Annotated in this window: 12 protein-coding genes; 3 read left to right on the forward strand and 9 right to left on the reverse strand. The window is 68.6% G+C overall.

Features of this window, described 5'->3' with window-relative positions; all coding sequences use genetic code 11:
• Window positions 1-19: 19 nt before the first annotated feature.
• The 7 genes from ccsB to hemL all read right to left on the reverse strand — a co-directional run bounded on the left by ccsB (window position 20) and on the right by hemL (window position 7,746).
• Window positions 20-1,126, reverse strand: a complete 1,107-nt coding sequence (gene ccsB, locus BIV23_RS26280; protein ID WP_071383442.1) for a c-type cytochrome biogenesis protein CcsB — start codon at window positions 1,124-1,126, stop codon at window positions 20-22.
• On the reverse strand, window positions 1,123-2,823 hold the full coding sequence (resB, locus tag BIV23_RS26285; RefSeq protein ID WP_071383443.1) for a cytochrome c biogenesis protein ResB: 1,701 nt from the start codon (window positions 2,821-2,823) through the stop codon (window positions 1,123-1,125). Before resB ends, ccsB begins: the two co-directional genes overlap by 4 nt.
• 3 nt (window positions 2,824-2,826) lie before the next feature.
• Window positions 2,827-3,597 carry a cytochrome c biogenesis CcdA family protein gene (locus BIV23_RS26290; protein ID WP_071383444.1) on the reverse strand — a complete coding sequence of 257 codons (771 nt, stop codon included), beginning with the start codon at window positions 3,595-3,597 and terminating at the stop codon, window positions 2,827-2,829.
• Between the two features lies 1 nt (window position 3,598).
• Window positions 3,599-4,189, reverse strand: a complete 591-nt coding sequence (locus BIV23_RS26295; RefSeq protein ID WP_071383445.1) for a TlpA family protein disulfide reductase — start codon at window positions 4,187-4,189, stop codon at window positions 3,599-3,601.
• Between the two features lie 119 nt (window positions 4,190-4,308).
• Window positions 4,309-5,571 (reverse strand): polysaccharide deacetylase family protein, encoded by a 1,263-nt coding sequence (locus tag BIV23_RS26300; protein ID WP_071383446.1) that lies wholly within the window; start codon window positions 5,569-5,571, stop codon window positions 4,309-4,311.
• Window positions 5,572-5,725: 154 nt separating this feature from the next.
• Window positions 5,726-6,385 (reverse strand): histidine phosphatase family protein, encoded by a 660-nt coding sequence (locus BIV23_RS26305; protein WP_071383502.1) that lies wholly within the window; start codon window positions 6,383-6,385, stop codon window positions 5,726-5,728.
• A 44-nt stretch (window positions 6,386-6,429) separates the two neighbouring features.
• Window positions 6,430-7,746: a glutamate-1-semialdehyde 2,1-aminomutase gene (gene hemL / locus BIV23_RS26310; RefSeq protein ID WP_071383501.1), complete on the reverse strand. Its 1,317-nt coding sequence runs from the start codon at window positions 7,744-7,746 to the stop codon at window positions 6,430-6,432.
• Between the two features lie 367 nt (window positions 7,747-8,113).
• Between hemL and BIV23_RS26320 the strand changes: the two genes are divergently transcribed.
• Window positions 8,114-8,755 (forward strand): hypothetical protein, encoded by a 642-nt coding sequence (locus tag BIV23_RS26320; RefSeq protein WP_177240037.1) that lies wholly within the window; start codon window positions 8,114-8,116, stop codon window positions 8,753-8,755.
• Window positions 8,756-8,822: 67 nt separating this feature from the next.
• On the opposite strand, the gene BIV23_RS26325 is transcribed toward BIV23_RS26320, so the two are convergent.
• Together BIV23_RS26325 and BIV23_RS46785 are read right to left on the reverse strand one after the other, a co-directional pair.
• The gene (locus BIV23_RS26325) at window positions 8,823-10,136 is read right to left on the reverse strand and encodes a tyrosine-type recombinase/integrase (protein ID WP_071383447.1); all 1,314 of its coding nucleotides are present in this window, start codon (window positions 10,134-10,136) and stop codon (window positions 8,823-8,825) included.
• Between the two features lies 1 nt (window position 10,137).
• A complete protein-coding gene (locus tag BIV23_RS46785) occupies window positions 10,138-10,434 on the reverse strand; it encodes a helix-turn-helix domain-containing protein (protein ID WP_079173373.1) in 297 nt (98 codons plus the stop codon).
• A 479-nt stretch (window positions 10,435-10,913) separates the two neighbouring features.
• Between BIV23_RS46785 and BIV23_RS46790 the strand changes: the two genes are divergently transcribed.
• Together BIV23_RS46790 and BIV23_RS26335 are read left to right on the forward strand one after the other, a co-directional pair.
• The gene (locus tag BIV23_RS46790) at window positions 10,914-11,156 is read left to right on the forward strand and encodes a helix-turn-helix transcriptional regulator (RefSeq protein WP_079173374.1); all 243 of its coding nucleotides are present in this window, start codon (window positions 10,914-10,916) and stop codon (window positions 11,154-11,156) included.
• Between the two features lie 86 nt (window positions 11,157-11,242).
• A complete protein-coding gene (locus BIV23_RS26335; protein WP_071383448.1) occupies window positions 11,243-12,448 on the forward strand; it encodes a DUF3631 domain-containing protein in 1,206 nt (401 codons plus the stop codon).
• The last annotated feature ends 178 nt before the right edge of the window (window positions 12,449-12,626 follow it).

The raw sequence follows: 12,626 nt of genomic DNA on the forward strand, positions 1-12,626 counted from the left end.
AGTGTCACCGACCCCGCGGTCACACGCCCGCGTACGAGTGCTTGCCCGTGACGAAGATGTTGACGCCGTAGTAGTTGAACAGCCAGCAGCCGAAGGCGATCATCGCCAGGTAGGCGGCCTTGCGGCCCTTCCAGCCAGCCGTCGCGCGCGCGTGCAGGTAGCAGGCGTAGGCGACCCAGGTGATGAAGGACCAGGTCTCCTTCGGGTCCCAGTTCCAGTAGCGGCCCCAGGCGTCGCCCGCCCAGATCGCGCCCGCGATGATCGTGAACGTCCACAGCGGGAAGACGGCCGCGTTGATCCGGTAGGCGAACTTGTCCAGCGAGGCCGAGGCGGGCAGCCGCTCCAGCACCGAGGTCGCGAAGGCGCCGGGCTTGCCGCCGGTCTGGAGCTTGGTCTCGTAGGAGTCCTTGAACAGGTACAGGATCGTGGCGACCGCGCCCACGTAGAAGACCGCGCCGCAGAAGATGGCGGTGGAGACGTGGATGTAGAGCCAGTACGAGTGCAGGGCCGGGACCAGCTGGTCGCTCGCCGTGTAGAGGACGGTGACCGCGAGGCCGAGATCGAGCAGGACCGTGGTGATCAGGAAGAGGCCGAGCCAGCGCACGTTCTTCTTCAGGGCCAGCAGCGCGAGGTACACGCCGACGGCGACCGTGGAGAAGGTGATGTTGAACTCGTACATGTTGCCCCACGGGGCACGCTCCACGGAGGCCGCGCGGGCGACGACGCCGGCCAGCTCCACCAGGAACGCGAGCACCGTGAGGGAGACCGCGACCCGGCCGAACAGGTCGCCCTGCGCGTCGCCGCCGTGCGCGCCGGGGCCGTCCGGCACGTCCCGGGCGCCGGACGCCGCGCGCACGACGACCTTCGGCCGCTCCAGCACGGCGGTGCCCCCCGCCTTCTTGACGGTCACGGCGGGGCCGCCCGCCTTCTCCCGCGCCTCGCCCTCGGCGGTCAGCGCGCTGGCCGTACGGGCCACCTTGCTGCGGCTGCCGAAGATCCATTCGAGGATGTACGCGAAGAAGGCCAGGGTGTAGACGGCCATGGACGAGTAGATGAGCGTGTTGCTCATGCTCGCCAGATGTTCGTTGGTGGCGACGGCCAGCTCGGTCGCGGCGGCGAGAGTCACTTCTCAGCCCCTTCGGGTACGACGGAAGATTCGGTGGAGTCGTCGTCGGCGTCGGGGGCTCCCGGCGCCTGGTCGTAGAGGGTTCCGGCGAGGTCGCCCAGTTCCTCGGGCACCTTGGCGGACTCGCTGCGGCCGAGCCCGGCCATCTCGACGACCGTCACGCCGTCGGCGCCGCGCACCGCGCGCACCCACACCCGGCGCCGCTGGATGAACAGGGACCCGGCCAGGCCGAAGATCGCGGCGACGGCGCCGCCGAGCGCCCAGCCGCTACCGGGCTCCTGGACGATCTCGAAGCCGGCCCACTGCTTGATGTCCTTCTCGAAGGTGATCGAGCCGGCGCCGTTCGGCAGCGTCATGGTGTCGCCGGGCTGGAGCAGCTTCTTCAGCAGCTGGCCCTTGGAGTCCTTGAACTCCTTCATGTGCGTCTTGTCGAGCTGGTACACGCTCTGCGGGATGCCCGAGTCCACGCCGAGGTCGCCGTGGTAGGCGTTCACCGCGAGCAGCGGGTTCACCAGCGCCGGGAACGCCGAGAGCATCGTGCCGCTCTTCGGGTCGAAGGTCGGCACGAAGAAGGCCTGGAAGCCGAGCTGTTCCGAGACGCCCTGCCCGTTCCTGTAGCCGTCCATCACCTTGATCACGCCGTTGGAGGTGACGTTGCCGTCGAGCGGCAGCAGCGGCACGGCGTCGTGGTAGACGACCTTGCCCTTGCCGTCGCGGACGGTGACGACGGGCGCGTAGCCGTGGCTGACGAGGTAGACCTTGGAGTCGCCGATGTGCAGCGGGGAGTTGACCTTGATGGTGGCCGACTGCTCCTTGCCGTACGCGCCCTTGCTGTAGTCGATGTTCGCCTGGTAGGTGCGCGGCGTGCCGCGGTTGGGGCCGCTGACCTCGTAGGTGCCGGTGAACTTCGTCAGGTCGAAGCTGAACGGTTCGAGGTCGTCGTTCTGGAACATGCTGCCGGACTTGAAGTCGTCGTACTGGAGGATCGAGTTGGAGAACCCGTCCCCCTCGACGACCAGCTTGGTGCCGTCCGACTTGTACATCTGGCCCCAGGCGAAGGCGATCAGCAGCACGATCAGGGCGATGTGGAAGACCAGGTTGCCCAGTTCGCGCACATAGCCCTTCTCGGCGGCGACCGCGTCACCGGCGACATGGGCGCGGAACCGCTTCTTCTTCAGCAGCGCGAGCGCGGCCTCGCGGACCTTCTCGGGATCCTCGGTGGTGCGCCAGGTGGTGTAGGCGGGCAGCCGGTTCAGCCGCTTGGGAGCGCCCGGCGGGCGGCCGCGCAGCTGACCGACGAACTGCCAGGCGCGCGGGATGATGCAGCCGATGAGGGAGACGAACAGCAGGATGTAGATCGCGGAGAACCACACCGAGCTGTAGACGTGGAACAGGCCGAGCTTGTCGTAGATCGGCGCGAGCGTCCTGTGGGCCTTGCGGAAGTCGTCGACCTTGTTGAGGTCGGCGCCGGACTGCGGGATCAGCGAGCCGGGGATCGCGGCGAGCGAGAGCATCAGGAGCAGCAGCAGCGCGACCCGCATGGAGGTCAGCTGCCGCCAGAACCAGCGGGCCCAGCCGATGACGCCGAGGCCGGCCGGGGCGGAGAACTCCTCCTGCGGAGCCGTGGACAGCTGGGAGCCGGCCGCGCCCAGCTCCTCCTGGTCCCGGCTGCTCTTGTCGGTGTCGGTTGCGCTCATCGGTCAGATCCCCACAGTGAAGCCGTTGGACCAGGTCTGCATCTGCTGCACCAGGCTGTCCCAGGCGCCGGTCAGCAGCAGCACACCGGTCGCGATCATCATCGTGCCGCCGATGCGCATCACCCACACATAGTGGCGCTTGACCCAGCCGAAGGCGCCGAGCGCCTTGCGGAAGGCGAGGGCGGCGAGCACGAACGGCACACCGAGGCCCACGCAGTAGGCGATCATCAGCACGGCGCCGCGTCCGGCGCTCGACTGGTTCATGGACAGGAGGTTCACGGAGGCGAGGGTCGGTCCGATGCAGGGCGTCCAGCCGATGCCGAACAGGGCGCCGAGGACGGGCGCGCCGATCAGGCCGGCGGTGGGCCGCTTGTGGAAGCGGAACTCGCGCTGGGTGAGCCAGGGCATCAGCCCCATGAAGAAGACGCCCATGACGATCATGAGTACGCCGAGCACCTTGGACAGCGTGTCCTGGTACTCGCGCAGGGTGGAGCCGAAGAAGCCGAACAGCGCCCCGCCGGAGACGAACACGGCGCTGAAGCCGAGCACGAACAGCGCGGCTCCGCCGATCATCCGCCCGCGCCGGGCCTCGGCCAGATCGGTGCCGGCGACGCCCGTGACGTACGAGAGATAGCCGGGCACCAGAGGCAGCACGCAGGGCGAGAAGAAGGAGACGAGCCCGCCGAGCAGGGCCACCGGCAGGGCGACGAGCAGAGCGCCGTTGAGCACCGTCTGGTTCTCGCCCGTCACCGCGAGCGTCACGAGGGCACTCACGTCACTTCTCCGCCAGGACCGGCTTGAGCATCTTCAGCAGCGCCGTGTCGTCCAGCGCCTCCAGGGCCCGCGCGGCGACCTTGCCGTGCTTGTCGATGACGAGCGTCGACGGGATCAGCTGCGGGTTGAGGGTGCCCTTCTTGAAGCGGAGCATCAGCCTGCCCGTCGGGTCGTACAGGCTCGGGTAGTCGATCCCGTGTTCCTTCTCGAAGTTCACCGCGGGCGTGGTGCTCGTGTCCCGGGTGTTGATCCCGACGAACTGCACGCCCTTGCCCTCGTAGGTCTTCGAGACCTTGGCGAAGTACGACGCCTCTTCCCGGCACGGGCTGCACCACGAGCCCCAGACGTTCACGACGACGACCTGGCCCTTGAAGGACGCCACGTCGAGCGTCCTGCCGTCGATGGTCTCGCCGGACAGGTCCGGGGCCGCGTCGCGCTTGCCGAGGGGGGCGGTGGAGATGCCGTTGTTGCCGGTGACGAAGTTGGTGTTGCCACCGCCGCCGGAGGTGCCGCCCTTGCCGCACGCGGACAGGGTCAGGGCCGCGGCAGCGGCTACGGCGCTGAGCAGGGCGGCACGGCTACGGGTACTCATGTGAAAAGTTTCGCATGACGGTTCCGGGGATTTCGCGCACCCCCCTGCCGGGCGGAAAACCGCATTTCAGGGCGTACTTACACGGGACATTTCCGACAAGAAGGAACGCGCGCGGGACGTCAGGCGAGGAAGGTCTTCCAGCCGCCGGCGGGCGCCTGCCCGGGGGCCAGGGTGCGCAGCTTGGCCAGCACCTCGGGCTTCTGCACGTCGATCCAGTCGGCGAACTGCCGGAAGGAGACGAGGCGGACGTCGGCGCCCTTCTCCTTCGCCTGCGCGATGTGCTTGAAGGCCTTCTCGACGGCGTCCATGTAGATGCCGCCGTTCCAGTGCTCGAAGTGGTTGCCGATGAAGAACGGTGCCCGGTTCGAGAAGTACGCCCGCTTGAAGCCGGCGATGTACGCCCCGGCCGCCTGCTCGCGCCAGCCCGGGTAGTTGTAGGCCGGCGCCTTGGTCGAGTTCTGCGACTGGTTGAACATCATGTTGTAGTCCATCGAGAGGACCTGGAACTTCTTGCCGGGGAACGGGATCTCCTGGAGCGGGAAGTCCCACAGGCCGTGCTTCTTCACCGGCCACATCTGCAGACCGCCGGGCGAGGAGGCGTCGTAGCGCCAGCCCAGCTCACGGGCGGTGGGCAGCAGGTTCTCCTGGTTGAGCAGGCAGGGCGTACGGCCGCCGACGAGTTCCTTGTCGTAGTCGAACGGCAGGGCCGGCATGTCGGTGAAGCCGGTGTTGGTCTTCCAGTTCTTCACGAAGGACTTGGCCTGCTTGATCTCGCTGTGCCACTGCTCGGGCGTCCACCACTTGACCGAGGTGTGGGCGTCGCCGCAGAAGTGGCCGTTGAAGTGGGTGCCTATCTCGTGGCCTTCGAGCCAGGCCCGGCGGACGTTGGTGATCGTCGCCTTGACGTGGTCTTCGTTGAGGTAGCCGATGTCGGAGGCGCCGATCCTGTTGTTCGGCGGGTTGTACATCCGCTTCTTCGACTCGGGCAGCAGGTACAGGCCCGAGAGGAAGAAGGTCATGCTCGCGCCGTGCTCCTTGGCCAGGTCCAGGAAGCGCGGGAAGAGGCCGTTGCCGACCTCGCCGGCGCCGTCCCAGGAGAAGACCACGAACTGCGGCGGGGTCTCGCCCGCCTCCAGCGGCCGGGGGGCGTCCGGCTGGTGCGGCTGCTTGCCGGTGAAGGACGTGGAGCCGTCGCCTATGAGCTTGCCCGTGGGCGCGGCGTTCGCGCCGTCGCCGCCCTGGGCACTCGCGCCGCCGGAACCGTTCGCGGCACCGCCCGAAGACGTGGAGGTGCCGCAGCCGGCGAGGGTGGCGGCGGCCGCCGCGCCTGCGCCGAGGCCGAGTATTCCCCGGCGGGAGAGGGTCCGGGAGACGGTGCGCATGGAAAATCCCCGATTCGTCGCGCCTGCTGGTGGGTGGGTCCATCCACAGAGAGGGCACAGCGATCGGGGAGGTTCCGATAATTCTTATGTTTTTCGCAACAGTTGCGGCAAAAACGATCTAAGTAATGTCAAACGGACCGTCAGGAAATGACCGTCAGGCTCCGAAGGCCTTGCCCTGAGCAGCGTTGCCGCCCTTCTGCGGCTTGGCGCCGGCCCGCAGATGGGCCGGGACCAGATCGATGGCGGGCTCGCTGTAGCCGACCGACACGATCTTGTCGCCGAGGTAGGTGAACGACGTCAGGGAGGCGAGCGTGCACTGCCGCTTGCGCGGATCGTGCCACAGTCGGCGCCGTTCCACATAGGACCGGACGATCCAGATCGGCAGCTGATGACTGACCAGCACCGCCTCGTGCCCGCGCGCCCTGTCCTTCGCCGCGTTCAGCGCGGCCGTCATCCGCACGACCTGGTCGACGTACGGCTCGCCCCAGGACGGCCGGAACGGGTTGACGAGATGCTTCCAGTTCCCCGGCCGCTGCAGCGCGCCGTCCCCGACCCCGAACGTCTTGCCCTGGAAGACGTTGTCGGCCTCGATGAGGCGCTCGTCGGTGTCCAGGTCCAGCCCGTGCACCTTGGCGATCGGCGTGGCCGTCTCCTGCGCCCGCTCCAGCGGCGAGGCGCAGACATAGGTGATGTCGCGGGGCGCGAGGTGCTCGGCGACCCGGTCGGCCATCTGCCGGCCCAGCTCGGAGAGGTGGTAGCCGGGCAGCCGGCCGTACAGGATCCCGGTCGGGTTCTCCACCTCCCCGTGCCGCATCACGTGAACGACGGTGACGTCCTTGCTGCCGTTGACGGGGGTGCTCACGCGGTGGCCTCCGCAGCCGCTCGGGCCGCCGCCGGAAGGGCGTCGGCGATCTTCTGGACGGCCCGCTCGTCATGGGCCGCGGACACGAACCAGGACTCGAAGGACGACGGCGGCAGATAGACGCCGTTCGCGAGGAGGGAGTGGAAGAACGCGGTGAAGCGGAACGACTCCTGGCGCTTGGCGTCCTCGTACGTCCGCACCCTCCGGTCGGTGAAGAAGACGGAGAACATGTTGGACGCGTGCTGCACCCGGTGCGCGACGCCCTCCTTGCTCAGCGCCTCGCTGACCAGGCCCTGGACCTGCGCGGACACGGAGTCGACCGTCTCGTACGCGGCGTCGTCGAGCAGCCGCAGCTGGGCGAGCCCGGCCGCGGTGGCGACGGGGTTCCCGGACAGCGTACCGGCCTGGTAGACGGGCCCGGCGGGAGCGAGGTGCGCCATGACGTCGGCGCGTCCGCCGAAGGCGGCGGCGGGGAATCCGCCGCCCATGACCTTCCCGAAGGTCATGAGGTCGGGCCTGACCCCCTCGACCCCGTACCACCCGGCGCGGCTGGTGCGGAAGCCGGTCATGACCTCGTCGGAGATGAAGAGGGCGCCGTTCTTGTGGCAGGCGTCCCTGAGCCCCTGGTTGAACCCGGGGTCCGGCGGCACGACGCCCATGTTGCCGGGCGAGGCCTCGGTGATCACACAGGCGATCTCGCCGGGGTGCCGGTGGAAGGCCTCCTGCACGGCCTCCAGGTCGTTGTACGGCAGCACGATCGTGTCGCCGGCCTGGGCACCGGTGACACCGGGGGTGTCGGGCAGCGCGAAGGTCGCGACCCCGGACCCGGCGGCGGCGAGGAGGCTGTCCACGTGGCCGTGGTAGCAGCCCGCGAACTTGATCACCTTGGACCGCCGGGTGAACCCGCGGGCGAGCCGGATGGCGCTCATGGTCGCCTCGGTGCCGCTGCTGACGAGCCGCACCTGCTCGACGGGCTCGACCCGGGCGACGATCTCCTCGGCGAGCGCGACCTCTCCCTCACCGGGCGTGCCGAACGACGTACCGCGCGCGACGGCCTCCTGAACGGCGGCGATGACCTCGGGGTGGGAGTGCCCGAGGATCATCGGACCCCAGGAGCAGACGAGGTCGACGTACTCGCGCCCGTCGGCGTCGGTGAGGTAGGCCCCCTTGCCCGACACCATGAAGCGGGGCGTGCCGCCGACGGCACGGAAGGCGCGCACCGGGGAGTTCACACCGCCCGGTGTGACGGCGGAGGCGCGGTCGAAGAGCGCCTGGGAGACGGGCGCGTCGTAGGGATAGGGCGTTTCGCTCAGGGCACTCATGGCGATGCGGCTTCTCCGGCTTCTCGGACTCCGGTGACGTGGGTGACCTTCTCAGGGTAGGCCGCGAGCAGCGCGGGCCGCGGCCCGCCTCGGCATCGGCCGCCGCCGTCCGCGGTCGCCGGACGCCGTCGTCGCACCGTCGTCACCCCCATCGCGATCCGCCATCTGCGAGACTGAGACCTGATACACACAGCTCTTACGCACGTAATGATCTGGAGACGCTCAGGGGCCGGTAAGAACCCGATGGACTGTTGTTCCACCGCACGTTTCGGCGGGCGGCCGTGGGGGAGGTCACTGACACGATGATCGGGTTGCGCGGCGGGGGCCACGCGTCCTAGAAAAGCAGTCGGGTGGAGATATGCATCGCGGTGGCGGACTGGGCGAGGGGACCGATGACCTGGGTCCTCGACGTGCCCGGCGGGGAAGGCACCGGCGCGAAGCGGAGGAAGCGACCGAGGCACGGCAGAGCGACGCACGTCAGACACAGGGTGTACCGGGTGAGCCCGAGCGGCGCGACCGGCGGACCGACCGCCTCGGAGCGGGGAGCAGGAATGGTGGTCGGGTGGGGGTGACGTACAAATACTTCGGCGCGCCGGACGGCGCGACCGCGGCCCGCGTCCCCATCTCGATGCGCCCCGAGGAACTCGGCGGCGACGAGCTGGGCATGAACGGCATGTTCACCAAGATCAAGCCGGAGACGATGGCCGCGATGGTGCTGACCGGCATCGAGGGCGTCCCCCTGCACAAGGTGCCGCCCCTCGAACTGGTCGTCCTGCACCCCGACTACGCGGTCGTCAGACTCCCCATGACCGTCGTCGACCCCCTGCGCGGCATCGGCGAGGAGGCCGTCGGCGCGGCCGCCTTCATCTGGTCCACGGTCCCGGACCGCGGAGGCCCACGGGACGCGTTCAACGTGTACCAGCTGCTGCACGAGTGGCAGGACTTCAGCCACCGGCTGCACGAGGCGGGGCATCAGCCGTATTGCCTGGTGTGGCCCTGAGCTGGGATTTCTCGGGTAGTGGGCGGGGTTTTCGGACCCCGCCCTCGTCATGTGCCGAAAGGGGCCTTCAGGCGGCCAGGGCACATTGAGGGCACATTGGTTTCGCCGGGGGCACTGATGTGCCCTGGGCTCCTCGTGCCGACTCCTCCGTGAAGGCGTCGTCGATCGCCTTGCGGGTCCGCGTCTCGCTGGACGGCAGCAGATGCGTGTACGTCCGCAGCGTGAAGCCCGGGTCCGAGTGGCCGAGGTACTCGGAGAGCGCCTTGATGCTCTCCCCCGCATCCAGGAGCACGGAGGCGTAGGCGTGCCGGAGGGCGTGCATCCCGTCCTCCCGGGCCGCCTGGAGGTACCTCGCGCCGCGCTCGCGGGGAGGGATCACGCCGGCGGCGGCCAGGGCGCGCTTCCAGTCGCCCATGTTGAAGACGCTGCGGTTGTACGCCCGCCCCTTCTGGTCGACGAAGAGGAGACGGAAGGTCTTCGGCTCGCCGTCCGGCTTGGCCCAGGGCAGGGTGACCTCGACTGGCGGGAACTCCTTCATGTGCGCCTTGAGGGCAGCGGCAAGCTGGGCCGGTAGAGGCACGGACCGGATCTTGTTCCCCTTGGGCAGCGCGAAGACGGGCTTCGTGCCGACGAGCCGCACCTGGCGGTTGACGTGGATCCAACCGGTCTTGAAGTCGATGTCCTCGACGGCGAAGCCGAAGACCTCGCCCTGACGCAGGCCGCAGCCGAAGGCCAGCTTGCCTCCGGCGTGAAAGCGCTTGGGCAGGCCGGCGATGACTGCGCAAACGCGCTCCAGCGGCCAAGGGATGATCTTCTTCTTGGTCGCGGTCGGCAGCTTGACCGACTTCGCCTTGCAGGGGTTCTTCGGCAGCAGCCCGTCCTCCACGGCCGCGCCGAGGATGCTGGAGAGGATGTCGAAGATGCCCTCGATCGTCGACACCTCCAGGCCGGCGTCCTGAAGAGTGCGGATCCAGCCCTGGATGACCGAGGGCTGGTTGAGGGAACGCAGCTCGCGTCGCCCGAGGTGCTCGACGATGTGGTTGCGGACCGTCGCCTCATAGCGGAGGGCTGTCGTCGGACCGACGGAGTTCGCGTCCAGCCACTTCTGCGCGTAGGCGCCGAGCGTCTGCTTCGTCTCGGCTGGCACGACGTAGGAGCCGCGCCGGATTTCGACGTCGACCTCAGCGGCCCGGTTGTCCGCCTCGGCCTTGGTGTCGAAGTTCTCCTTGCGCTGGCGGCCGTCCAGATCGCGGTAGCGGACCTGCCAACGCTTGCCGACGCCGTGATCAGCGGTGGGGACCATCTGCCGCGTACGGCTCTTGTGTTCACCGCACTCGGCCTCGGTGGGCTTGGGGTGGGACTTGTGCCAGCGGTCGTACACGTCAGTCAAGAAGAACCCCCTGGATGCACTCCCAGATCTGGATTGGAGAGGTCTCCAGAGGCAGCAGGACTGCGGGCGAGACGCCGAGGGCGGCGGAGATCGCGACGAGGTCGTCGACGTCGCAGCGGCGGTGGGCACGCTCGGTGCGGCTGAGGGCGGTGTTGGACATCGGACGGCCCAGCGCGGTACATCGGGCAGCCAGCTGGTGCTGGGTCAGGCCGCGCGCGATACGTATTCGCTCTATGGCGCGGGCGGTGTGGAGGCCGGCGGGGCCTATTTCGACGGGGCGAGTTGCCATGACAGGTAGCTGTAACTTGCAGCTGGCCTTTATGGCAAGAGTTGGCTCTAAAACTCTACAGAACTCGCCGCCAGGTGACCGTGGGTGGCGTGGCGTTTATCTCTCCTATTCACGAGGCGCGGACGGGCAATTCCCGCCGGTCGCTGTGCTAACTTGCCGTCGCGCGGAAAGTTTGGGTGTTTTGAGCAGGTATCTACCGATGTGCTCACCGCCCGCTCCAGCTCATTTGCGCACCTACCTAGTCACCCTTTGGCCTGCGACAACGGCCAGCACCGACCCTGAGGGGACCCCTCGTGGGCTCAAGGACGAGGACGTAGCCGCCGACTTTTTGGTCAACGGCCGATCCGCCTCTACGGTTATTCCCCCTCCCAGCCGCGCCGAGGGAATTAGTGGAGAGTTTTAGAACCAACGCTGGACTTCTTCGCTCGCGGTGTGGCTGTGTTGTCCAGGCACGCTGTCCATGACCGAAAAGGAGCCGTATGCCGAATACCGCTGCCCGCAACGCCAACGCCTCTTCCACCGCCGACGCTGCCAGGCGTGGTCCGCTGGCCACCCCGGCGGAAGTCGCCGCCTACCTCGGCGTGCCGGTGAAGACCCTCTACCAGTGGAAGTACCGGGCCATCGGCCCCAACGTGCACAAGGTCGGCCGCCACCTGCGCTACCGCTGGCACGAGGTGGACGCCTGGGTGACCAGCCAGTCCGCGTACGACCTCGCGTCCTGAAGCCGCCGGTCCAAGCCCCTGCTCCGTCGCCCTTGAACGATCGAACCGGTGGGCCGGGCCTTGCCCGTCCGGCCCACCAGGGAGGAATGCCTGTGGACGAACCTACGTCTTCCGCCACCGCCCCCGCTCCCCCGACCTCAGCCACCGACGAGGAGCCGACGCGACCCGATGAAGGGGCCCTGCTACTGGACGAGTTGCGGGCAGCCATCGCGCGGTACGTGATCCTGCCGAGCGGCGAGGCGCTGACCGCTGTGACGCTGTGGGTGGCCGCCACCCACATCCAGCCCGCGCTCCAGCACGCGCCCCGTCTCGCGGTGGTCGGGCCAGCGAAGCGGTGCGGCAAGTCCCGCCTGCTGGACGTGATCACTGAGACGGTGCGCGAACCGCTGATCACGGTCAACACCAGCCCAGCGGTGGTCTTCCGCGCCATCGGCGACGACCCACCCACCCTGCTGGTGGACGAGGCCGACACCATCTTCGGCAGCTTCAAGGCCGCCGAGAAGAACGAGGAGCTGCGCGGCCTGCTCAACGCCGGCCACCAGCGCAACCGGCCCGCCCTGCGCATCTCCGGCCCGGAGCACAAGCCGCAGGCGTTCCCCACCTTCGCGATGGCCGCACTCGCCGGCATCGGGGATCTGCCGGACACGGTCATGGACCGGGCGGTGGTGATCCGCATGCAGCGCCGCAAGGACGGTGAGCGGGTGGATCAGTTCCGCTCCCGCCGTGACATCCCTGCCCTCCACGGTCTGCGCGACCGGCTGACCGCCTGGCTCCGACCCCTGATGGACACCGCAGCGGATCTGGTACCGCCGATGCCGGTGCAGGACCGTGCGGCGGACACCTGGGAGCCACTGGTGATCGTCGCCGAACTCGCCGGCGGCACCTGGCCCGAGCAGGCCCGTACCGCGTGTGCGGCCATGTGCGCGGCCGAGGCGGGCAAAGACGAGGAGTCCAACCTGAAGACGCGCCTGCTGCAGGACATCCGCCGTGCCTTCGCACGCTGCGGAGATCCCGACATCATGCGCACCCGTGACCTCCTGGACGAACTCCTCAAGGATCAGGAGGCGCCTTGGGCTGAGTACGGCACCGCCGGCCTGAGCCCGCGCCACCTGGGGATCCTCCTGAAGGACTTCGACATCAAGGCCGCCACCCACCGCTTCGAAGGCGGACGGCAGGCCAAGGGCTTCGCCCGCCTCCGCTTCATCGACGCGTGGGCCCGCTACTGCCCCGAAGAGCCGACGGCCGACAGCGGCGACGAGAACGACGCCCACGTCCCGAGCCCGCACCCGTAAAGACTCGTCGCACTCGTCGCATCGCAGGTCAGCCCCGCGACGGGTGTCCTCGCTGTGACGAGTCCACCCGTACCACGGCGGCCATCCGTACCTGCCTGACCAGGCATGCGACGGGTGCGACGAGTCACTGCCCTTCCCGCCAGCCCCTTGTGCCCATGGCACCCGCCATCGCCTGGAG

The sequence above is a fragment of the Streptomyces monashensis genome (assembly GCF_001866665.1).
Taxonomy (GTDB): Bacteria; Actinomycetota; Actinomycetes; order Streptomycetales; family Streptomycetaceae; genus Streptomyces; species Streptomyces monashensis.

What these genes read in the sequence shown, in the direction of transcription:
- resB (WP_071383443.1), bottom strand. Translation starts at nt 2,823, where the DNA reads ATGAGCGCAACCGACACCGACAAGAGCAGCCGGGACCAGGAGGAGCTG.
- BIV23_RS26295 (WP_071383445.1), bottom strand. Translation starts at nt 4,189, where the DNA reads ATGAGTACCCGTAGCCGTGCCGCCCTGCTCAGCGCCGTAGCCGCTGCC.
- BIV23_RS26300 (WP_071383446.1), bottom strand. Translation starts at nt 5,571, where the DNA reads ATGCGCACCGTCTCCCGGACCCTCTCCCGCCGGGGAATACTCGGCCTC.
- BIV23_RS26305 (WP_071383502.1), bottom strand. Translation starts at nt 6,385, where the DNA reads ATGCGGCACGGGGAGGTGGAGAACCCGACCGGGATCCTGTACGGCCGG.
- BIV23_RS26320 (WP_177240037.1), top strand. Translation starts at nt 8,114, where the DNA reads ATGCATCGCGGTGGCGGACTGGGCGAGGGGACCGATGACCTGGGTCCT.
- BIV23_RS46785 (WP_079173373.1), bottom strand. Translation starts at nt 10,434, where the DNA reads ATGGCAACTCGCCCCGTCGAAATAGGCCCCGCCGGCCTCCACACCGCC.
- BIV23_RS46790 (WP_079173374.1), top strand. Translation starts at nt 10,914, where the DNA reads ATGCCGAATACCGCTGCCCGCAACGCCAACGCCTCTTCCACCGCCGAC.
- BIV23_RS26335 (WP_071383448.1), top strand. Translation starts at nt 11,243, where the DNA reads ATGCCTGTGGACGAACCTACGTCTTCCGCCACCGCCCCCGCTCCCCCG.